This is a genomic window from Ruegeria sp. YTSA072, assembly GCF_059610285.1.
In genome coordinates, this window is sequence record NZ_JBXWNI010000001.1 from 385,859 (window position 1) to 406,232 (window position 20,374).

Consider the following 20,374-nt stretch of genomic DNA (forward strand, 5'->3'; position numbering starts at 1 on the left):
GACGTCAGGGCCAATCGCAACCGTCAGTCGGGTGTGACCTCGTCCGGGTTTGAACCGGGCGCTGTCGTCGCGCTAGAAGCGTGCGCTTTTCAAGTATGCGCGCGTGTGCGCGGTATCCTGAATGCGGTTCTCATCCGTAGGCAGCTCGGCTGCCTCGGCTTTTCCGCTCAGGCTGGCGGCGGCAACGGCAGCGGGCGCTGCGGTTCCAGCCAGTTTGAGGAAGTCGCGGCGCGTTGCGCCTTCTTCCTTGGTCTTGCTCATGGGTTTCTCCTCTCCCATTTGCGAGTTAGCACCCGTTGGGGCGCTGGCGAGTGACAGCGGTTCACGCTGCCGTCATTCGGAAGGCTTCGCGCTCGATCTCCATGAACACCCGACCGGCTGTGCCGATCGAGGCATAGAGAACCGAGTTCTCGGCGCCTTCCAAATCCGAAAAAAAATGCATGGCCCAAGGGCCGATATGTTTGTTCCAGAATGCCCTTTGGTCTTCCAAAGATGCAGCTGCGCCGAAGCGACCAACGATTATGCCCGCCATCATCTCCATCAATGAGGCGATGTTGTCTTCCGGTTCAAAGACATTCCGGGCTCGGGTAATGCCACGCATTGCCATGTCGTTGCGAAGCTGCGCCAGAGGTTTCTCATTCAGGAATCCAGTGAGGTAGAAGCTGGCGTAGGGTAGCAGCTCGCCGCGCCCCAACCCGATGAACAGCGCGTTGAATTCGCGTTCCGCTGCGGCGGGCTTGGTCACTTTGGCGACGCGGGCCATGGCCTGAATGGCCTGTCCAAGATCGGTCTCATCGCCGGTCAGACTGGATACTTGATCCAGCAACATCTGATCGGGCGGCGCAGACAGAAGCAGCCCCAGAAAGTTGTAGAAATCCGCGCGCATACGATCCTCTGCCGAGACATTCATCTGTTGCGCTTCACTTGCGGTCATCAGGTCATCCTTCGAATTCAAATTTCATGCGGCGTGGGGCAGGGGTGATCTCTGCCTCTTCAGACAGGTCCGGCGCTATGTCCACCTCGACCATCAAAACGGGCTCTGGTGTCGCGGTTTCGGGTGACGCAGGTTCGTCCTGCGGTTCATCCGGTTCAATTGTTTCGTCCGTCTCGCTGTCTTCGGCTTCAGCCGCCAGTGCCTCGACATGTGCAAGCATACCTTTGCCAACCTGATATGCGGTCTGAATGTTTTCGATCACGCAGGCGGCGTCGGTATAATCCTCGCCGTAGTCCACAAGGCCATCGACATTGGCCAGAACCGGGTTCAGCCGCCACAGCCGTCGCAAGGCACGACGGCGCAGACGGTCAGGCACCGCCTTGGCCATAAAGCCCGAGACGTCATCACCCGCCTGCAATTCGTCAGGGTCGGGCAGATCAAACTCGGCCAGTATCTCGGCATCGGATTTTTCCTGCAGTTCGGCGTGTCGTGCGGCAATGGCCTGTTCTTCAACCGCGATGACCTCGGCCTCGGCTTCCGCCTGTACTGCCGCTTTGCGGCGGGACCAGAAATCGCGGGCTTGGGTCACTGCACGATCCTCCGCGGGGCGCGGTACACGTCTGACTCTTGCCGTATGCGTGCGTCGCCCTTGCCGTCTTCGACCAAATCGATACGCTTTTTGTCCCGACGGCGTTTCACAAAGACTTCGTCGTTATGATGTTCCAGAGCGAAGTCGCGCACCCAGGCGATCAACCCATCGGTCATCGGAATTTTCTCAACGATCTCTTCACCGGTATCGGCATAGTCCTGACCTTCGAAGGGCGACGCCGTTACCAGCACCGCATCCATCGGCCTTTCGCCGTCCAGCGCATCACGAAGGACAAGGTAGATCGACGGCTGGCCGTCCGACAGGTTCACCATATAGGCCTCGGTTTCGTCCGCCCAAAGCGTCAGGGGCAGGGTCGCTGCGTGGTACTCAATGGCCTCGCCTTCACGTCGCATTTCGTGCCAGTCCGCAGGTCCGGCACCGGGCAACACGGCAATGGCGCGCCAATTCCATTTCGCCCAGCGAGTTACACCGGGTGTCTTGCGCACGACGACGCCGATTGGCATTTCAATCTGGCTTGCGGCCTTGGCCACTGGCTCCTCCCCGGAAGGCTCTCCCATGCCTTCCCATAGGTCCACTATGGTACACAAAGCGCTCAGGTGCCAAGCCCGCGTCGTACGACCTTAGTCGTAATGGCTGGTAGCAAAATAGTGATCCCCGCAAACGGACGCCTTTGTTTATTGTAAAGAAAGGGGTTTCCGTGGCCAAATGGCCCGCTGTCCCAAAGGGTTTACATTCCAGCAACGGGGATACAGCCTGCGATGCGAAGAGGTGGAGAAGTATCCGGGGGAGGATCATGGGCACCAAACTACTTTTATGCGACTGCGCCGGGTCTCAACCTCTGAATTCCGACAAGATCGGTTCGGCCTGCGAGATGGAATGTTCCAAGGTATTCACAGCGCTTTGCACGCGAGAGTTGGAAGCGGCGGCCGCGGAGATACAACAGGGGGACACCATCATTGCCTGCGGACAAGAGCAGGAAGTATTTCAGGCCCTGGCCGAAGAACTGAATGTGGACGCCCCGGGCTTTGTTGATCTTCGTGACAGGGCCGGGTGGTCTGATGAGGGCGCGGATGCGGCCCCCAAGATGGCCGCCCTGGCCGCCGAAGCCTTGTTGCCGCAGCCGGTAACGCCCAGCGTAGACGTCTATAGCGAAGGCACATGCCTGATCATCGGTCCCGGCGACGTTGCATTTGCACTTGCTGAAAAACTGGCCGTCACACTGGCGGTTACGGTACTGGTCACGGATGAGGCTGAGCCTATGTCGCGCGCGTTCGACGTCGTGCGCGGTCGCATCAAATCGCTGAACGGTGCATTGGGTGGGTTTACCCTGCAGCTTGACGCGTTTCAGCAGCTTGAGCCCGGCGGTCGCGGAGCTTTTATGTGGACTGAGGCCCGCGATAGGGCACAATCGGGCTGTGACATCGTTCTGGACCTGACCGGCGACACACCCTTGGTTCAGGCTCCGGCCAAGCGCGAAGGCTATCTGCGGGCTGATCCCAAAGATCCATTGTCCGTCGAACGGCTGGCCTTTGAGGCGGCCCAATTGGTCGGCACCTTCGAAAAGCCACTTTATGTACGGATGGAAGAAACGCTGTGTGCCCATTCACGGGCTGAACAGGTTGCTTGCACGAACTGTCTGGATATCTGTCCGACAGGGGCGATCACACCTGCGGGCGAGCATGTTGAAATCGATCCAATGATCTGCGCCGGATGCGGTGAATGCGCGGCGGTTTGTCCGTCAACTGCGATCACCTACGAAGATCCGCCGGTTTCGGCGTTGCTGTCGCGGATGCACATCCTGGCGCGCACCTATCGGCGGGCCGGTGGAACCGCGCCGCGCTTGTTGGTGCATAATGCCCACGGGGCCGAGATGATCCGACTGGCCGCCCGTTTTGGACGTGGGTTGCCTGCCGATGTGATTCCGCTGGAGCTGAGTGTGATTCCAGGATTTGGCCATGCCGAGATGCTGGCTGCTTTGGCGCATGGTTTCGCGCGAGTGGACGTTTTGCTATCCCCAACGACCGAGCGCGATGCGTTGGACAGTGAACTGGCCTTGGCGCTGGCAATTGCGGGGCCGAATGCCTTGGGGTTGGTGGATGAGGCCGACCCGGATGCGCTGTCTGATGTCCTTTATGCGCAAGATGTCCCTCAGCCTTTGGCCGACCCGGTGCTGCCATTGGGCAACCGCCGCCAGATCGCCCGTTTGGCCGCGCAGGCGCTGAACCCTAAAGCCGAAGAGCCGCTGCCCTTGCCGGAAAACGCGCCCTATGGGGCGATCGCTGTCAACACGGATGCCTGTACCTTGTGCCTCAGCTGTGTGTCGCTGTGCCCGTCGGGTGCTTTGATCGATAACCCGGACAAGCCGCAATTGAACTTCCAGCAGGATGCTTGTCTGCAATGCGGGTTGTGCAAAGGCATCTGCCCGGAGGATGCGATTGCTCTTGTCCCGCAGCTTGACCTGAGCGATGCAGCCCTGTCTCAGCAGGTGTTGAATGAAGAGGAGCCGTTCGCTTGTGTAGAATGCGGGGCACTGTTTGGAGTTAAGTCCACCGTGGAACGGATCATGGAAAAGCTTGCGGGTACACATCCGATGTTTGCCTCCTCAGACAAGGCGCGGATGATCCAGATGTGTGACAATTGCCGCGTAAACGCACAGTTCCAGCAAGAGGACAACCCGTTCCAGTCTAACCCGAAGCCTCGTGTCGTTACGACCGAGGATTATTTCTCAAAACGAAAGGATCACTGAAGCTGTAAGGGCGCACCCAAGTCCGCTGCAGTTATGACCGAGACAAAGGCAAGGATGGCTTCCAGGTCATCCAGCGTCATCTCGACGGGATAGATGGGCGATGGACGCTGTGGATCAAACGGAGGTGTCAGCCCGTCGATCTGTGTGAACGAGGGGTGCGGGTTGAGGGCGAAGAACGCCTCAAATCTTTCCGACCAGTCCGGCATGGCGCGCAGCACCGCGAAAGAGGGGGTCGAACCCAGACCATTCATCCGGTTCTTGGGCCCTATCACATGGCACCGGCCGCAATGGGTCATCGACAATTCCTCGCCGCGCAGCGTATCGCCGTCGATCACTGTTTCGGTTTCCACGGCCGCGATATCGAAACTGGCCGAGAAAGGCGTGCCTTGCTCTGGCGCATAGCTTTCAACCGTCCGTTTTCCGATATCGGACAGCAGCCAGTCGCGGAACCGCTCATGTTTGGCGTCCTCTTCGATCCGAAGGTGATAGATCACGCCGTTGCGCGCAAACACAGGATCACCCGGAGGCGCGGTTTCCAGCACCAAAACGCCGGCATCATCTGCAATAACCCGGATCCCGGTCTTGAGAGAAAAGCGAGGAAGGATATGTTGCAGCAGACCAGAGTCAGCAACCTCGTCCGGCGCGGCAAGACCAATCGCCTCTTGCGACCAAGAGGGGGTGGCAGAGAGCGTCAGGCTCAGGCACAAGAGGACAAAGCGCATGCCTCAGCCTAACGGCACGGCACCAAATGCGTCAAATGAACTGAATGAGACGGAGACACGTGCAATGAACGGCAACCACAGCTTGTCGATACGCAGAGCCCTGACCACCGGGTTCCAAAAGGAGAATGACGCATGAGTGTTCGTGACGCAGTTCTTGCAAACCTGAGAAAGATCACCGATCCGGTTTCTGGACAGGACATCGTCAGCGCCGGTGTCGTCCGCGCGCTGAATGTTGAAGGGGATACAGTGCGCTTTGTGCTGGAGATCGACCCCAAGCAGGCTGAGCGTATGGAGCCCGTCCGCGCCGCTGCTGAACAGGCCGCGAAACTGGTCGATGGTGTTTCGACAGTTTCCGCGATGCTGACCGCACATTCCGAAAAAGCACCGCCGGATCTGAAGCCCAAGCCGAAACCTTCGCAGACCGGACCGCAGGCCGTGCCGGGTGTGGACAGAATTATTGCTGTGGCTTCGGGTAAGGGTGGCGTTGGCAAGTCCACCGTTTCCGCCAACCTCGCTTGTGCATTGGCAGCCGAAGGGCGACGCGTTGGTCTGCTGGATGCGGATGTCTATGGACCCTCGCAACCCCGGATGCTGGGTGTCTCGGGCCGGCCGGCGAGCCCCGACGGCAAAACCATCCTGCCATTGCGCAACCACGGCGTCACCATGATGTCGATGGGTCTGATGACCAATGAAGGTCAGGCCGTTGTCTGGCGTGGCCCGATGCTGATGGGCGCGCTGCAACAGATGATGGGTCAGGTGCAATGGGGCGCGCTGGATGTTCTAATCGTCGACCTGCCGCCCGGCACCGGTGACGTGCAGCTGACGCTGAGCCAGAAGTTCAACGTGGATGGCGCCATTGTTGTTTCGACTCCACAGGACGTGGCCCTGATCGATGCCCGCAAGGGGATCGACATGTTCAACCAGCTCAAGACGCCCATCCTTGGGATGATTGAGAATATGTCGACGCATATCTGCTCGAACTGCGGCCATGAAGAGCACGTGTTCGGCCATGGCGGCGTAAAGTCAGAGGCAGAGGCGCTGGGCGTTCCCTTGCTGGGTGAAATCCCGCTGCATCTGGATATCCGCGTTGCCGCTGATGGCGGTGCACCGATCGTGGTCAGCAAGCCCGACAGTCCGCAAGCCGAAGCGTTCCGCCAAATTGCGCGCGGCATGATTGCCAAGGGCAACGCATGAGCGAGCCGGTCTTTCCCCCATTGCTGACGGGCCACCCGGTGCAGGGTGGGGAAGACCCGTTCGAGCGCGCGCAGGCCATGGCCGCGCTGGGCTGTGATGCCGGTACCGTGGTCTATAACATTCAGGCCGATCGTCTGCGTGTGGCCATCGTTTTTGCCCCCGAGGTTGTCTTGAGCGAAGCGATGGCAATGCTGCCCCTCTGTGCCGTAGGGTTTCAGAACGCGCTGGGCGCGCTGGCCCCGCCTGAGGTCGCGGTCCATCTGGGCTGGGACGGGCTGATCTGTGTGAATGGGGCCAAATGCGGAATGTTCCGTGTGGCAGCTTCGGATGCAGATCCAGAAGCAGAACCGGATTGGCTGATCGTCGGTTGGGATTTGGCGCTGCTGCAAACCAGTCAGGCACCGGGCGAAAACCCGGATGTCACCGCACTTTACGACGAGGGCTGCGCGGATGTCTCGGCAACGCAGCTTGTCGAAAGCTGGTCGCGGCACATGATGACATGGCTGAACCGCTGGCAAGAAGACGGCAACGCGCCTGTGCACGGAGAATGGATAGGCCTGCTGCGCGGAGTGGGAGAGCCCTTTGGTGAAGCGGGCGTGTTTCTTGGCACGGATGAACAGTTCGGCATGCTAATCCGGTATGGTTCAGATACACAGCTTCGCCCGCTGACGGAATTGTTGGAGAACGGATGATGAAACTAGCGCGCGCAATCCATTTCGACGAAAGCGACATGAATGTGTTCCACTCCCCGGCGCGAACCGGGGAATGGTGCATTTCCGGCGGATTCGAGTTCTCAAATTGGGGCGAAGGCGATCTTGAAGGCAAAGCGCGTCAGGCTTTTGCGAATGGCTGGTTGGGTGTGGAAACCTTTGGGCGGGTGACATTCGTCGCGGTCACGCAGGTGGAACAGGCCGAGCTGGATCAGATCGCGCAGAGCCTTGCTGAACACTTTGTGCAGCATTACGGGGCACCGTCGGTCGAAGCCGCTATCGACGTCGCACAGGCCGAGATCGCCCACATGTCAGAGCTGTGTGATGAGCATAACCCAAACACGCTGCTGACCGTCTCGCGTGAGCTGTCAGACGCCGGAGTGCGTGAGGCTTTCCGTGTGATCACGCCGCAAGAGACTCAGCTAGAGGCTCTGGCCGCACATGGGTCATTGGACGAATAACCGTCAGATCAGATCCGCAAAGCCGCCAAATTGACCGCGCTTAAAGATCAAACCTTTGCCGGTGCGGTACATGACCTTTTGAACCTCACCAACAATGATCAGGTGATCCCCCGCATCGTGCTGGGCATGCACCTGACAGTCAAACCGCGCCAGACAATCAGATAGTTGTGGCCGACGCGCAGGATCGTGGGCCCATTCTGCGTGCGAAAAATCTTTGCCGTCGCGAGCAAAACGCAAGGCTTGTTCCTGCTGCTCCTGTCCCATCACGTGGATTGAATAGTGTCGGCTGGCGTTGAATTCGTCGAACCGGTTGGAGTCTTTGGCCAAGCACCACAAAACAAGTGGCGGGTCCAGCGATACCGAAGCGAAAGAATTGACCGTAATGGCCCGAGGGCCCCGTGCGGTGTTTGTGGTGATTACCGTCACGCCAGTTCCGAAACACCCCAAAGCTTCGCGGAAAGCGGTGCTTTGATCCGGAGTTGGAGTGAATTGTATTTCCGTCATTACGCGTTTATCCTGTGGCCGCGCCTCAGGTGCCACGACGCGCGGGGTTTGTCCATGAAAAGCTGCGTCCGGTATGCGTGTTTTCCGAACTAGTTCAGGTCTTTCAACACACGACCATGCCGGCGCGTTGCCTCAACGACCAGACCAAAGGTTGTCATGCCGCGCGCCTGAAGCATCGGTAACATTCTGACCAGCGCTTCGGCGGTAGCAACCGCATCACCTAGGGCGGTATGGCGCAGTTGTTCGGGGATGGTGATCTCCAACCGTTCGCACAGAGCATCCAGCGTGTGTTTATCACTTGCCCCAAACAGCACGGCAGACAACAGAACCGTATCCAGAATGGGGTGATCCCAATCGACATCCATGCGGTTTGCATGCCGCCGCAGAAACGCGATGTCGAATGGCGCGTTATGGGCCACGATCACTGCATTTCGGGCAAACTGATGCAGCGCGCGCCCGGCCTCGGCAATGTCCGGTGCGCCCTGAACCATGCGATCGCTGATCTTGTGCACCTTGGTCGAGGCCGGAGGGATCGGGATGCCAGGATCAACCAGCATGTCCAGCTGCTCTCCGTCCACGATGCGCCCGTTGACAACCCGTACTGCTCCGATCTGAACGATTTCATCCTTGTGGGGCAGCAGTCCGGTGGTTTCGGTGTCAAACACGACGAAACACAAATCCTGCAGAGCAAGATTTTCGAAGGCTTCGTCCGTCGAGGTGTTCAGCAAGTCGAAGTCATACACCAAAGGCCGCGCGGCTTCGGGTCCGATGTTCGCGGCACTGTCCTCGAAGATCAGCATGTATCCGGGTGCGCCGCCAAGGGGCTTCATGCGCGCGCGGTAACTCTGCGTACCATCGACGCTGGTTAGCGTGCAGGCGACCTCCAGCCCGGTTTTCACCAGTTTGGCATGAGCCTCCTCCAGCGGATTAGATTGCAGGTATTCAAACAACGAGGCATTCAGCCGGGGATGCGCAACCTGTGCCAGAACCTCGGCCGCCTGACCATCGTACAAAACGATCTTGTGCGTTGGGCTCGCCAACAGCATCGCAACTGGAATTTCGGTCAATAAGGCCGTCAGACGTTGCTTTTCTGCCGCCAGATGTGCCGTCTCTTCGGCCACGGCCTGCGCTACGTCCATGGCTTTACCGGACAATTGGTCGGCCAGTCCGGCCGCGGCTGGTGCCAGATCACCCAGATATCGCGCGGCCTGTGTGTCCAATTCGGTGCTGACCCCGGCATGCGCGCGGGCCCTAAGTTGGGCGGATATCCGTTCGATTGGCTTTGCAACATTGTCGTCGAACAATAACCAAACCGCCGCTGTCAAAGCCAGAAAGCCAAAACCCATCAGGATTTCGGCAAAGATGAATGAATCAAGCAGATCAGGATCAGCAACGCGCCGATAGCTGATCCACAGTGCCAGAGAGCTGACGGTCAGAGCGCCAATGGCCAGCAGGCAGAAGAACAGGAAAATGCGCAGACGCAGGCTTAACCGGTTCAGCATGTCACACTCCGCAGGTAGCCTCGACGATCGAGTCACTGGCAGTGACATCAATCCAGGCGGCGTTCAGCAGCCGGCCGTCATCTGCGAATTCGGCGCCATCCGCCAGATTGGCACGGCTATTCTCGGCGCAATTCACGACCACTGGCATTATAAATTCAGGTGCCCAGCGTCCGTAAAAATGGACGTCGACAAAACGTTGCTCTGGTTTGTTCGCGTCGGGTAGCACTGATCCTTTGTTGATTGCAGCGAAGCGTTCGACAAACGGTACTAGAAAAGTCCACGGTCGATAGTAGGACTTGTTTTCAACTTTTTTAACAATTTCCATACTTTCCGGAAGAGAATCTAATGTGCGATCATACCAGGAATATTCGCTGGTAATCGTCATGCCGATCATACCCAGACCAGCGGCAACGGGTGTCATCCAACGGGGCAGGCGGCCACCCGTCACTTTGTTCAGAACCATTACGATGCCCGCAAAAGCAAAGCCTGCAAATATTGTGCCGATCAGTTCCAGAAACATGTGACTCTCCGTATGTCTGGCGTATTCGCCAATAGTTATCGCCGCCTTAGCCCAGCATTCCCTTGCCGTGACCTACTGCCGATTGCATGGTTTTTACTACAACGAACGCATCCCGAAGATGACTTCGCTCAAAATCCGACAGGTCTGAGGGCGGCAGGAAATTGTCCGGCTTTTGACCGCTCTTCACAAGCCGGACCTGATGTTCAAGCCGGGTTTCTGCGATCAGATCATAGGCATCAAGCAAATCCCGCGCGCCCGAGGGGCTGAGGATACCGCCAGATGCGGCTGCTTTCAGACGCGCCCGAGTATTGGCTTCGGTCAATTGACCCTGAAGGCTGTAGATGCGCGCAAGGTCAACGACTGGGACCACTCCGTTATGTTTGAGGTCCAGCGTGTTGCGATGTTCACCAGACCGGATGGTCGCAAACCCGCGCAGCAGCCCCAGCGGAGGCGTGTGCTTAAGCGAGTTCGAAATCATGTGCGCCACAAAGATCGAGTTTGCGTTGGCCGCTGTCAGTGTCTCGGCCTGCAGATCGTCGAACAGGTGAAAGGCCCCTCCGATAGGGCGCAGGTCGAACATGACTGAGGCCAGCATCTGCGCCTCGGGGTTCGGTTTGGCGATCCATCCGTTGAAGTAGTCGCGCCAAACTCGGACAGGCTGACACCACCGTGGGTTGGTCGCCATCATGTCGCCCGGGCAATAGAAATATCCGCAGGTGTCCAGGCCATCCGAGACGTATTTGGCAAGCTCGGCGAAGTACTTCATATCGGCATCGGTCACGCTGTCGTCCAGCATCAGACAGTTGTCCTGATCGGATACTCCGGTTTGTTCTTGCCGCCCTTGCGACCCACAGGCCAACCACAGATAGGGAACGGGTGCTGGGCCCAGCTTGTCCTCGGCCAAAGCCAACAATCGGCGGGTTGCTGTGTCTGCAATATCCGTTATCAGCCGTGTCACGATCTCGTGCCGGTTTCCGGCAGCCACAAGTTGCACCAGAAGCTGCGGGATTTCAGCCGTCACCACCGCCATTTGATCCGCTGAGTCCGCTTGAGCGATCCGGCGGACAAGCTCTGCCGAATTCACCGCCTGATAATGGGTCAGGTCCGTCTGGGTCACAATTCCAACAAGGCGCCCGCCTTCGCTGATCGGGATATGACCGATCCCGCGTTCCATCATCACGTGCAGAACGTCCGATCCAATGTCAGATGGCGACAGGGTGATTGGGTTCGCTGTCATGATCGCTGACACCGGCGTCTCTGCGGGCATGCCATTGGCTACGTATTTGCCCGAGATGTCGCGCAAGGTGGCGATGCCCAGCAGGTTATCCGTTTCGGTGACGCACAAGGATGAAATGTGCTTGTCACGCATGATCCGGGCGGCTTCTTGAACTGATGTGTCCGGTGGGCAGGTTGCAGGGTTATGCGCCATAAGAACGTCAATCGCGCTGGTGGCCAGGCTTTGCGGGCCGGACCGGTTCGAACGGGTCCGGTTGAAGAATTTCGAAACGACGTCATGCCCATCGATCAACTTGCGCACCAGATCTGGCGGCAGGACCAGCAAAACGGATGGCGTATGCGCGCGCGCCTTGGTCGCGGCTTTCCCGTCTTTCAGCAGCCCACGCTCACCAAACGAATTACGCAGACCAAGATGAGATACCACGGCGTCATTCTCATCGGTGATTTCAACGTGCCCTTCATATATCACGAAAACACCGGGCAGGGTGTGCCCAAGTTCGTACACGGGAAAGTCTTCCTCGACTTCCCAAACCTCGATCTGATTGGCGATCTGATCCAGTGTTTCTGCGGGCAAGGCATCATAGGGGTGGACGGATTTCAGGAACCGGGTGATTTCGTCATGAGACAGGGGCATCGTACAGTCCTGTGATTCCGGTTTTGAAAAATCCCGCCCGGTGGAGTGCCGGGCGGGAACAGTCAGTCGAAAGACGCGGCACATGGAAGTTAACCATATGCCGCATCATGCTCATTTGTTCTGAGCTGCGCCAGCGCCACGGGGAATGCGGACGCTTTCGACCAATTCAACGATCTCCGGTGGAGTCTCTTTGGTCATTCCGGCGACGACGTAAGCGACGCCGAAGTTGATCATTGCACCGATGGCGCCGAACGAGGTCGACTTGATCGGACCCAGCAGCGGGTCAGCATCGGTGAACGAGTTGGTGTCCGGAATGAACAGCCAGCCCTTGTGCAGGAAGATGTAGACCAGGGTTACGGTCAGACCAGCCAGCATACCTGCGACAGCACCGGTGTTGTTGATACGGGTCGAGAAGATCCCCATCATCAGCGCCGGGAAGATCGAGGCAGCCGCCAGACCAAACGCCAGGGCCACGGTTTGCGCCGCAAAGCCCGGTGGGTTCAGACCCAGATAGGTTGCGACAACGATGGCCACGGCCATGGCGATACGAGCAGCCAGCAGTTCTCCTTTTTCAGAGATTTGCGGGTTGATCGCGCCTTTGACAAGGTCGTGGGATACCGCCGACGAGATCGCCAGCAACAGACCCGCAGCGGTCGACAGAGCAGCCGCAAGACCACCAGCAGCGACCAGACCGATCACCCAACCCGGCAGGTTGGCAATCTCGGGGTTGGCCAGAACCAGGATGTCGCGGTTGAACTTGGTCAGCTCGTTTCCAACCCAGCCTTTTTCTTCCGCAAGTGCCTGCATGTCGGCGTTCTTGTCGTTGTAGTACTGGATCTTGCCGTCGCCGTTCTTGTCTTCCCAGTCCAACAGACCGGTTTTCTGCCACGTCTGCATCCAGTCATAGCGGGGATCATTGTCGATATCCTCGACCGAGACAGCGCCACCTTCGATGCCACCATTGGGCCACATCATGTCGGTGATGTTCAGGCGCGCCATAGCACCAACAGCAGGGGCGGTCAGATACAGCAGAGCGATGAAGACCAGGGTCCAGCCAGCGGACCAGCGGGCATCCGACACTTTCGGCACGGTGAAGAAGCGCATGATCACGTGGGGCAGACCGGCGGTGCCGATCATCAGCGACAGCGTGAACAGAACCATGTTCAGTGTGTTCGAGTGGTGGGCAGTGTATTCGTTAAAGCCCAGCTCGGTCACGATCGCATCCAGCTTGGTCAGCAACGGCTCACCACTGGCGGTATCGCTGAACAGACCAAGCGCCGGAACGGGCGTACCGGTCAGCTGCAGTGAGATGAAGATCGCCGGGATTGTGTAGGCAGTGATCAGTACGCAGTACTGAGCGACCTGAGTGTAGGTCACGCCTTTCATCCCACCGAACACAGCGTAAGCAAACACGACACAAGCACCGATCAGCAGACCAGAGGTGTTTGATACCTCGAGGAAACGACCAAAGGCCACGCCCACACCGGTCATCTGACCAATAACATAAGTCACCGAAGCAACGATTAGACAGATCACAGCAACGATACGTGCAGTCTGGCTGTAGAAACGGTCGCCGATGAATTCCGAGACAGTGTATTTACCAAACTTACGCAGATAGGGCGCAAGCAGCAGTGCCAGCAGCACGTAACCGCCGGTCCAACCCATCAGGAAGGTCGAATTGTCATAGCCGGTAAAGGCGATCAGGCCCGCCATCGAAATGAACGAGGCCGCAGACATCCAGTCTGCCGCTGTTGCCATGCCGTTGGTGACAGGGTGAATGCCGCGACCGGCGGCGTAGAACTCCGATGTGGAACCCGCACGGGCCCAGATCGCGATGCCGATGTACAGCGCAAAAGACGCGCCGACAAAGAGCAGGTTAATGGTAAACTGGTCCATTCCGCTTACTCCTCATCCACGCCGTATTCGGCGTCCAGCTTGTTCATGCGCCAGGCGTAGTTGAAGATCAGCACCAAAAAGACCAGGATCGATCCCTGCTGAGCGAACCAAAAGCCCAGATCGGTGCCGCCAACGGCGATGCCAGACAGCAGCGGACGCAGCAGAATGCCGAATCCAAAAGACACCAGCGCCCAGATCACAAGGCTGATGTAGATGAGACGCAGGTTCGCCTGCCAATAGCCTTTGTCGGCCTCGGCAGTCTGCGCGGAGTTTGTTGATTGATCCGCCATTGCGGGTTCCTCCTTCGCTTCTTCCATAGGCGGCCCGTTGTCCTAAACCTCCAATGCGCGGGGCCGCTTTTCGAAATGCCGAATGCCAGGGTGGCATCGGGCAAGACTCCTCCGGTCCGCCAGGGCGGATCCTTTGAAGTTTTCCTTTAGGAATTGGGCCCTTATTCAGGGCGGGCCGTCTTCCCTTAGTTCATCGCGTCGCTGACGATCCTTTCCAGATTGCCTGCGATGTCGTCGATATTGCCCATGGCGTTCAGACCTTTGAGAACACCGTGGTCTTGGTAATAGGTAATCAGCGGCGCGGTTTGCGCATGATAGGCCGCCAGACGTAAGGCGACGGTTTCGGCATTATCATCAGCGCGGCGCTTGAACTCGGTGCTGCCGCATTTGTCGCATTTGCCTTTAACGGCAGGGATCTTGAACGTGTCATGGAACCCTTCGCCACATCCGGCACAGGTGTAGCGGCCCGAGATACGGATAACCATTTCGCCATCTTCGACTTCAAAGCTGACGGCGGCGTTGATCTTCTGTCCGGTTTCCGAAAGTAGTCCATCCAACGCCTCGGCCTGAACCGTGGTGCGAGGAAAACCGTCCAGAATGACGCCCTTGGCGCAATCCGGTTCAGCAAGACGGTCGCGCAAAATGGCAATGACGATGTCGTCGCTGACCAGATCGCCGGCTTCCATCACCGCCTTCGCGGCCTTGCCAGCATCGGTTTCTGCCGCAACAGCGGCGCGCAGCAGGTCGCCGGTGCTGAGTTGAACCAGCCCGAACTTATCCTCGAGCATACGAGCCTGTGTTCCCTTCCCGGCACCCGGAGGGCCGAGAAGGATCAGAACAGCGGGTGTGGTGATCGTGGCAGCGTCCATCACTTCCTCACTTGTTCGCACGGTTTTCGATCAGGTCTTCGACCACCGACGGATCAGCCAATGTCGAAGTGTCGCCCAATGCGCCAAAGTCGTTCTCGGCGATCTTGCGCAGGATACGGCGCATGATCTTGCCGGAACGGGTCTTTGGCAGGCCGGGCGCCCACTGGATTACGTCAGGCGATGCAATCGGGCCGATCTCGGTCCGGACCCATGTGCGCAGCTCTTTCAGTAACTCATCCGACGGCTCGCGGTCATTCATCAGAGTGACATAGCAATAGATGCCTTGCCCTTTGATCTCATGGGGATATCCAACCACGGCGGCCTCGGCCACGGCGGCATGGGCTACAAGCGCGCTTTCAACTTCGGCGGTCCCCATACGGTGGCCCGAGACGTTGATCACGTCGTCAACGCGGCCGGTGATCCAATAGTCGCCATCCTCATCACGACGGCAGCCATCACCGGTGAAGTAGTAACCTTTGTAGTCCGAGAAATAGGTCTTCTCGAACCGTTCATGATCACCCCAGACTGTGCGCATCTGGCCGGGCCAGCTGTCCTTGATACACAGAACACCTTCGACGCCGTTGCCGTTGATCTCGATGCCTGATTGCGGGTCCAGAACCACGGGCTGAATGCCAAAGAAAGGCTTCATCGCGGCACCAGGCTTCATCGCGTGTGCACCGGGCAGGGGTGTCATCAGGTGACCGCCGGTCTCGGTCTGCCACCACGTGTCAACGATGGGGCAATTTCCTTTACCAACGACCTCATTGTACCAGTTCCAGGCTTCAGGGTTGATCGGTTCGCCCACGGTGCCCAGTAGTTTGAGGTCGCTCAGATCATGCTTCTCGACCCACTCGTTGCCTTGCCCCATCAACGCGCGGATCGCGGTTGGTGCGGTGTAGAACTGGTTGACCTTGTGCTTGGCGCACACCTCCCAGAAACGGCCTGCGTCGGGGTAGGTCGGAACGCCTTCGAACATCAGTGTAGTTGCGCCGTTGGCCAGCGGGCCGTAGACGATATAGCTGTGGCCTGTGACCCAGCCCACGTCAGCCGTGCACCAATACACATCGCCCTCGTGGTAGTCGAAAGTGATCTCATGGGTCAGCGATGCGAAAACCAGATAGCCGCCAGTGGTATGTACCACACCCTTGGGTTGTCCGGTCGAGCCGGAGGTGTAGAGGATGAACAGCGGGTCTTCGGCGCTCATCTCAGCAGGGGCGCAGTAGTCATCGGCCTCAAGCGCCATTTCGTTGTAATCATAGTCGCGGCCGTCGATCCATGTGGTCTGACCACCGGTGCGCTTGACCACCAGGCATTTCACTGTGTCTTTGCAATGCAGAAGAGCAGCATCCGCATTGGATTTCAGCGCAGTCTTGCGGCCGCCTCGCGGGGCCTCGTCGGCGGTGATGACAACCTTTGCGTCGCAGCCATTGACGCGCGCCGCCAAAGCGTCTGGTGAGAAGCCTGCAAAGACGATCGAATGGATCGCGCCAATGCGCGCGCAGGCCAGCATGGCATAAGCGGCCTCGGGGATCATCGGCATATAGATCACGACGCGGTCGCCCTTACGCACGCCCAGCGATTCCAGAATGTTTGCCATCCGGCAGGTCCGGCGGTGCAACTCAGCATAGGTGATGTGCTGCGCTTCGTCTTTTGGATCATCCGGCTCCCAGATGATCGCCGTCTGATCGCCGCGGGTTTTCAGGTGACGGTCCAAACAGTTGGCCGAAACGTTCAGCGTGCCGTCTGTGTACCAGTTGATTCCGACCGAGCCGAAATCATAGTTTACGTCTTTGACCTGTGTGTAGGGCTTGATCCAGTCGATCCGCTTGCCTTGTTCGTCCCAGAACGCGACGGGATCGTTGATCGAAGCCGCATACATCTCAGTGTATTTTTCAGCGTTAACATGCGTGCGGGCCACGGTTTCGGCGGACGGCGGAAAGGTATTGGCTTCTGCCTGGGCAGCGGTTGTCATTCTGAGGCTCCTCCCTCTGGATCATATTGAATCAGACCGATTTTGCCTGCTGAACTGGCGATGTCGATCTGTTTCCTCCTTGTGCGCAATAATACGGAGAGCTGAAAACAAGGAAATAAATTACCGATTTCTCACGATTAGTTTGTAAATTACTTTTTTAGCCTGGAGTGAATTTGTAAAGAAAGAGGTCATCTTTGGAAATAGTGATTTTTTTACAAAGCTTTGGCTGTAATGAAAATTTGTGGGGAAATAAGCCGCCCGACTACAACTAAATTACATCTGAGACTCACCTTTCGGTTGTTAGCGCTCAACGGTGCCATTCGCAGCTGGTCAGGAATGTTGACCGGGGGTTGGCACATTCCGATGTTGGCGCTAGCTTTGACGCCAAGCGCCTCGGTAAGGGGGTGCAGCAAAGGGAGAAATCAATATGAAAAAGATCTTGAGCGGCTCTGCTGTGGCCGCCTTGTGTGTTGCGTTCGTGTCCGAGGCAGCCGCAACTGAATGGAATGCTTCGGTCTGGGGCAAACGTCGTGCGTTCACCGAGCATGTCGAGAAACTGTCTGAGTTGGTCAGCGAAAAGACAAACGGCGATTTCACCATCAATGTCAGCTATGGCGGCCTGTCCAAACCACGCGAGAATTTGGATGGAATCGAAATCGGCGCATTTGAGATGGCGCAGTTCTGTGCCGGGTATCATCGTGACAAAAACCGCGCGATCACCGTTCTGGAACTGCCGTTTCTGGGCGTTGACAACTTGGACGAGGAAGTTGCCGTCAGCCACGCGGTTTACGATCATCCAGCCGTCAAGGATGAGATGGCGCAGTGGAACGCGCGTATCATCATGACCTCACCCATGCCGCAGTACAACATTGTCGGAACCGGCGACCCGCGTGACGAACTTGCCGAGTTCGAAGGCATGCGTGTCCGCGCCACAGGTGGTCTGGGCAAGGCATTCGAGGCGGTAGGTGGTGTGCCGACTTCGGTTCCTGCAACCGAGGCCTTTAACGCAATGGAGTCCGGTGTCGTTGACACGGTTGCCTTTGCTCAGCACGCGCACCTGTCCTTTGGCACGATCAACGAAGCGGATTGGTGGACGGCCAACCTGAACCCTGGCACTGTGAATTGCCCGGTTGTGGTCAATATCGATGCCTACGAGGCACTGCCAGCTGAGCATCGCGAGGCGCTGGACAGTTCGATCGACGAAGCGATTGATCACTATCTGGCCAATTATGGATCGCTGCTGGAACAGTGGGACAGCGTTCTGGATGAAAAGGGCGTCGCAAAAGTACAGATCGACGACGCCGTGATCGCCGAGTTCCGCACGAAGGCCGCTGACCCGATCCGCGAGCAGTGGATCGCAGATATGTCCGCTCAGGGTCTGCCTGCGCAGGACCTGTACGACTTGGTCCAGTCCACGCTGGAACAGCAACGTAGCGGCAACTAAGCCAAAAATCCGGGTGCCCATCGGGGCGCCCGGACACCAATAAATACAGGGGAACACCGCAATGGCAGGACAGGCCACGGTGCTTGAGGACAGCAGCCTCCTGAGTTCTTTGGATCGTAAGTTGTTGAGGCTGGAACGGTTTCTGGCTCTGATCAGCGGTATCGCCGTGTTCAGTCTTATGGTTCTGGCGGTTGTCTCGGTCAGCGGACGCAATGCGATCAACGCGCCTTTGCCCGGTTATGTCGACTGGATCGAACAGGCGATGCCGCTGATTGCGTTTTTGGGCATTTCATATGTACAGCGCGATGGCGGTCATATCCGGATGGATATTGTCATCTCACGTCTGCACGGGCGGGCACTTTGGTTGTTCGAGCTAATCTCGGTCCTTCTGATCCTTCTGCTGATGTTGGCTTTAGTGTGGGGCAGCTGGTCCCATTTTGACCGCTCGTTCGACTTTGGCGCTCCTATGTGGAGCCGCGACAGTTCGATCGACATCGGCATCCCGCTTTGGCCGGCCAAATTGCTGGCACCTGTGGCGTTCTCGGTGCTCTGCTTGCGGTTGCTGCTTCAGGTCTGGGGATATGGTCGCGCGCTGATCGTAGGGGCCGAAAGCCCCGTAGCCGTTCCACTGATACAGGATGCGGCCGCTCAGGCCGCTGCCGAGGCCGAGCAATTCGAAGGGCAGGACTAGCGCATGGACTCGATTGAAATTGGCCTGTGGGTCACGGGTGGCCTACTGGTTCTGGTTGTGACCGGAATGCGCGTGGCCTTCGCGGCGGCTCTTGCGGGGCTGGTCGGGTTGGTTTGGATTTTCTGGGCCAAGTTTGGATACGATCCTGATCGCTTCGGCAAAGCATTAACCGTCGCGGTCAAGACGGCGGGGCAGGTGCCCCATTCCAAGGTTGCGGCCCATACACTCAGCCTGATCCCCACCTTTATCTTGATCGGTTATCTGGCCTATTACGCAGGGCTGACTCGCGCGTTGTTCGAGGCCGCTAAACGTTGGGTTGCGTGGGTGCCCGGAGGGCTCGCGGTTTCGACTGTGTTCGCCACAGCCGGGTTCGCGGCCGTTTCTGGCGCGTCGGTGGCGACCTCGGCTGTGTTCGCCCGGATCGCTATCCCCGAGATGCTGAAAGTCGGTTACAACAAGCAATTCGCAGCCGGAGTGGTCGCAGCGGGCGGTACACTTGCATCCCTTATCCCGCCATCCGCGATCCTTGTGATCTATGCGATCATCGTGGAACAGGATGTGGGCAAACTGCTGCTTGCCGGGTTTATCCCCGGTGCATTTTCGGCCGTTGTGTACGGTCTGCTGATCGTCGGCATCGCGGTTGTGTTCAAAAACGTTGGTCCACCGGTAACTGGCTTCACCTGGAAGCAGCGTTTTGCGTCGCTGCCGGGCGCGTTTCCGATTGTCGCCGTAATCCTGATCATCATTTGCTTTGTCTATAACCCGTTTGGAGAAAAGGCTTGGGGCACTCCAACCGAAGGCGGGGCTATCGGTGCCTTCATCGTCTTCTGTTTCGCCCTTTTCCACGGGATGCGGTGGCCCGAGCTGAAATCGGCGCTGCTGGAAACCGCCAAACTGACGGCCATGATCTTCACGATCATCTGGGGGGTGCTGATCTACGTACGGTTTCTGGGGTTTGCGGATCTTCCAGGCGCGTTTTCGGACTGGATCACTTCGTTGGAAATGTCGCCGATGCTGATCCTGATCTGTATCCTGCTGGCCTACGCCGTCTTGGGCATGTTCATGGACGCTATCGGCATGCTGTTGCTAACGCTGCCAGTGGTCTACCCGGCGGTCATGGCCCTGAACGGGGGCGAGACGGTCAGCGCCGCAGAAAGCGCCTTTGGCATGTCAGGTCCGATGTGTGCGATATGGTTCGGTATTCTGGTCGTGAAAATGGCCGAGTTTTGCCTGATCACGCCGCCTATTGGTCTGAATTGTTTCGTGGTGGCAGGCGTGCGTCCGGATCTGAGCGTTCAGGACGTGTTCAAAGGCGTTACGCCGTTCTTCATCGCCGACGGCGTAACGATCGCGCTGCTCGTGGCGTTTCCCGGTATCGTACTCTACCTGCCGTCATTGGCCGGGTAGAAAAAGCCCCCGGTGGTGAACCGGGGGCCAGT

The 20,374-nt window shown here is 58.0% G+C and carries 20 protein-coding genes; 7 read left to right on the plus strand and 13 right to left on the minus strand.

Going from position 1 to position 20,374, the window contains the following annotated elements; translation table 11 throughout:
* Window positions 1-72: 72 nt before the first annotated feature.
* The 4 genes from AC2FIB_RS01875 to AC2FIB_RS01890 all read right to left on the minus strand — a co-directional run bounded on the left by AC2FIB_RS01875 (window position 73) and on the right by AC2FIB_RS01890 (window position 2,074).
* Entirely contained in the window at window positions 73-261 is a 189-nt protein-coding gene (locus AC2FIB_RS01875) for a ubiquinol-cytochrome c reductase iron-sulfur subunit N-terminal domain-containing protein (RefSeq protein ID WP_058273834.1), read from the minus strand.
* 61 nt (window positions 262-322) lie between these two features.
* Window positions 323-934, minus strand: coding sequence for a TorD/DmsD family molecular chaperone (locus AC2FIB_RS01880; RefSeq protein ID WP_496841653.1), 612 nt, complete (start codon window positions 932-934; stop codon window positions 323-325).
* Between the two features lie 4 nt (window positions 935-938).
* Complete coding sequence (locus AC2FIB_RS01885; RefSeq protein ID WP_282168493.1) at window positions 939-1,523, minus strand: DUF3306 domain-containing protein; 585 nt, start codon at window positions 1,521-1,523, stop codon at window positions 939-941.
* The gene (locus AC2FIB_RS01890; RefSeq protein ID WP_082637104.1) at window positions 1,520-2,074 is read right to left on the minus strand and encodes a DUF3305 domain-containing protein; all 555 of its coding nucleotides are present in this window, start codon (window positions 2,072-2,074) and stop codon (window positions 1,520-1,522) included. Before AC2FIB_RS01890 ends, AC2FIB_RS01885 begins: the two co-directional genes overlap by 4 nt.
* A 263-nt stretch (window positions 2,075-2,337) precedes the next feature.
* Here AC2FIB_RS01890 and AC2FIB_RS01895 point away from each other — a divergent pair, with 263 nt between their 5' ends.
* The gene (locus AC2FIB_RS01895; RefSeq protein ID WP_496733021.1) at window positions 2,338-4,290 is read left to right on the plus strand and encodes a 4Fe-4S binding protein; all 1,953 of its coding nucleotides are present in this window, start codon (window positions 2,338-2,340) and stop codon (window positions 4,288-4,290) included.
* On the opposite strand, the gene AC2FIB_RS01900 is transcribed toward AC2FIB_RS01895, so the two are convergent.
* Window positions 4,284-5,012, minus strand: coding sequence for a c-type cytochrome (locus AC2FIB_RS01900; protein ID WP_496841655.1), 729 nt, complete (start codon window positions 5,010-5,012; stop codon window positions 4,284-4,286). The two genes, AC2FIB_RS01895 and AC2FIB_RS01900, sit on opposite strands and share 7 nt — an antisense overlap.
* Before the next feature lie 132 nt (window positions 5,013-5,144).
* Here AC2FIB_RS01900 and AC2FIB_RS01905 point away from each other — a divergent pair, with 132 nt between their 5' ends.
* The 3 genes from AC2FIB_RS01905 to AC2FIB_RS01915 are packed head-to-tail and all read left to right on the plus strand — an operon-like array spanning window position 5,145 to window position 7,377.
* Window positions 5,145-6,206 carry an Mrp/NBP35 family ATP-binding protein gene (locus tag AC2FIB_RS01905; protein ID WP_496733023.1) on the plus strand — a complete coding sequence of 354 codons (1,062 nt, stop codon included), beginning with the start codon at window positions 5,145-5,147 and terminating at the stop codon, window positions 6,204-6,206.
* Window positions 6,203-6,898 carry a biotin/lipoate--protein ligase family protein gene (locus AC2FIB_RS01910; RefSeq protein WP_496733024.1) on the plus strand — a complete coding sequence of 232 codons (696 nt, stop codon included), beginning with the start codon at window positions 6,203-6,205 and terminating at the stop codon, window positions 6,896-6,898. Before AC2FIB_RS01905 ends, AC2FIB_RS01910 begins: the two co-directional genes overlap by 4 nt.
* A complete protein-coding gene (locus AC2FIB_RS01915; RefSeq protein WP_496733025.1) occupies window positions 6,898-7,377 on the plus strand; it encodes a DUF6505 family protein in 480 nt (159 codons plus the stop codon). The genes AC2FIB_RS01910 and AC2FIB_RS01915 overlap by 1 nt, the downstream gene beginning before the upstream one ends.
* A gap of 3 nt (window positions 7,378-7,380) precedes the next feature.
* Here AC2FIB_RS01915 and AC2FIB_RS01920 read toward each other — a convergent pair whose 3' ends face one another.
* From AC2FIB_RS01920 to acs, 8 genes are all read right to left on the minus strand, one after another.
* Window positions 7,381-7,881, minus strand: a complete 501-nt coding sequence (locus AC2FIB_RS01920; protein ID WP_496841657.1) for a flavin reductase family protein — start codon at window positions 7,879-7,881, stop codon at window positions 7,381-7,383.
* Between the two features lie 89 nt (window positions 7,882-7,970).
* Window positions 7,971-9,383: a 3'-5' exonuclease gene (locus AC2FIB_RS01925; RefSeq protein ID WP_496733027.1), complete on the minus strand. Its 1,413-nt coding sequence runs from the start codon at window positions 9,381-9,383 to the stop codon at window positions 7,971-7,973.
* 1 nt (window position 9,384) lies between these two features.
* Window positions 9,385-9,903 (minus strand): hypothetical protein, encoded by a 519-nt coding sequence (locus tag AC2FIB_RS01930; RefSeq protein ID WP_496841659.1) that lies wholly within the window; start codon window positions 9,901-9,903, stop codon window positions 9,385-9,387.
* Between the two features lie 46 nt (window positions 9,904-9,949).
* Complete coding sequence (locus AC2FIB_RS01935) at window positions 9,950-11,773, minus strand: DUF294 nucleotidyltransferase-like domain-containing protein (RefSeq protein ID WP_496841661.1); 1,824 nt, start codon at window positions 11,771-11,773, stop codon at window positions 9,950-9,952.
* 111 nt (window positions 11,774-11,884) lie between these two features.
* Window positions 11,885-13,669 carry a sodium:solute symporter family protein gene (locus AC2FIB_RS01940; RefSeq protein WP_496733030.1) on the minus strand — a complete coding sequence of 595 codons (1,785 nt, stop codon included), beginning with the start codon at window positions 13,667-13,669 and terminating at the stop codon, window positions 11,885-11,887.
* Window positions 13,670-13,674: 5 nt separating this feature from the next.
* A complete protein-coding gene (locus AC2FIB_RS01945) occupies window positions 13,675-13,959 on the minus strand; it encodes a DUF4212 domain-containing protein (RefSeq protein ID WP_058274238.1) in 285 nt (94 codons plus the stop codon).
* Between the two features lie 185 nt (window positions 13,960-14,144).
* Window positions 14,145-14,828 carry an adenylate kinase gene (locus AC2FIB_RS01950; RefSeq protein WP_496733031.1) on the minus strand — a complete coding sequence of 228 codons (684 nt, stop codon included), beginning with the start codon at window positions 14,826-14,828 and terminating at the stop codon, window positions 14,145-14,147.
* 7 nt (window positions 14,829-14,835) lie between these two features.
* Complete coding sequence (gene acs / locus AC2FIB_RS01955; RefSeq protein WP_496841663.1) at window positions 14,836-16,800, minus strand: acetate--CoA ligase; 1,965 nt, start codon at window positions 16,798-16,800, stop codon at window positions 14,836-14,838.
* 427 nt (window positions 16,801-17,227) lie between these two features.
* Between acs and dctP the strand changes: the two genes are divergently transcribed.
* The 3 genes from dctP to AC2FIB_RS01970 all read left to right on the plus strand — a co-directional run bounded on the left by dctP (window position 17,228) and on the right by AC2FIB_RS01970 (window position 20,342).
* A complete protein-coding gene (gene dctP / locus AC2FIB_RS01960; RefSeq protein ID WP_496733033.1) occupies window positions 17,228-18,244 on the plus strand; it encodes a TRAP transporter substrate-binding protein DctP in 1,017 nt (338 codons plus the stop codon).
* Window positions 18,245-18,305: 61 nt separating this feature from the next.
* Window positions 18,306-18,935 (plus strand): TRAP transporter small permease, encoded by a 630-nt coding sequence (locus AC2FIB_RS01965; protein WP_170557777.1) that lies wholly within the window; start codon window positions 18,306-18,308, stop codon window positions 18,933-18,935.
* 3 nt (window positions 18,936-18,938) lie between these two features.
* Window positions 18,939-20,342, plus strand: coding sequence for a TRAP transporter large permease (locus AC2FIB_RS01970; RefSeq protein ID WP_058273820.1), 1,404 nt, complete (start codon window positions 18,939-18,941; stop codon window positions 20,340-20,342).
* The last annotated feature ends 32 nt before the right edge of the window (window positions 20,343-20,374 follow it).

Coding starts and splice junctions, on each gene's coding strand:
- AC2FIB_RS01875 (WP_058273834.1), bottom strand. CDS start 261: ATGAGCAAGACCAAGGAAGAAGGCGCAACGCGCCGCGACTTCCTCAAA.
- AC2FIB_RS01880 (WP_496841653.1), bottom strand. CDS start 934: ATGACCGCAAGTGAAGCGCAACAGATGAATGTCTCGGCAGAGGATCGT.
- AC2FIB_RS01895 (WP_496733021.1), top strand. CDS start 2,338: ATGGGCACCAAACTACTTTTATGCGACTGCGCCGGGTCTCAACCTCTG.
- AC2FIB_RS01900 (WP_496841655.1), bottom strand. CDS start 5,012: ATGCGCTTTGTCCTCTTGTGCCTGAGCCTGACGCTCTCTGCCACCCCC.
- AC2FIB_RS01905 (WP_496733023.1), top strand. CDS start 5,145: ATGAGTGTTCGTGACGCAGTTCTTGCAAACCTGAGAAAGATCACCGAT.
- AC2FIB_RS01910 (WP_496733024.1), top strand. CDS start 6,203: ATGAGCGAGCCGGTCTTTCCCCCATTGCTGACGGGCCACCCGGTGCAG.
- AC2FIB_RS01915 (WP_496733025.1), top strand. CDS start 6,898: ATGAAACTAGCGCGCGCAATCCATTTCGACGAAAGCGACATGAATGTG.
- AC2FIB_RS01920 (WP_496841657.1), bottom strand. CDS start 7,881: ATGACGGAAATACAATTCACTCCAACTCCGGATCAAAGCACCGCTTTC.
- AC2FIB_RS01925 (WP_496733027.1), bottom strand. CDS start 9,383: ATGCTGAACCGGTTAAGCCTGCGTCTGCGCATTTTCCTGTTCTTCTGC.
- AC2FIB_RS01930 (WP_496841659.1), bottom strand. CDS start 9,903: ATGTTTCTGGAACTGATCGGCACAATATTTGCAGGCTTTGCTTTTGCG.
- AC2FIB_RS01935 (WP_496841661.1), bottom strand. CDS start 11,773: ATGCCCCTGTCTCATGACGAAATCACCCGGTTCCTGAAATCCGTCCAC.
- AC2FIB_RS01940 (WP_496733030.1), bottom strand. CDS start 13,669: ATGGACCAGTTTACCATTAACCTGCTCTTTGTCGGCGCGTCTTTTGCG.
- AC2FIB_RS01945 (WP_058274238.1), bottom strand. CDS start 13,959: ATGGCGGATCAATCAACAAACTCCGCGCAGACTGCCGAGGCCGACAAA.
- AC2FIB_RS01950 (WP_496733031.1), bottom strand. CDS start 14,828: ATGGACGCTGCCACGATCACCACACCCGCTGTTCTGATCCTTCTCGGC.
- acs (WP_496841663.1), bottom strand. CDS start 16,800: ATGACAACCGCTGCCCAGGCAGAAGCCAATACCTTTCCGCCGTCCGCC.
- dctP (WP_496733033.1), top strand. CDS start 17,228: ATGAAAAAGATCTTGAGCGGCTCTGCTGTGGCCGCCTTGTGTGTTGCG.
- AC2FIB_RS01965 (WP_170557777.1), top strand. CDS start 18,306: ATGGCAGGACAGGCCACGGTGCTTGAGGACAGCAGCCTCCTGAGTTCT.
- AC2FIB_RS01970 (WP_058273820.1), top strand. CDS start 18,939: ATGGACTCGATTGAAATTGGCCTGTGGGTCACGGGTGGCCTACTGGTT.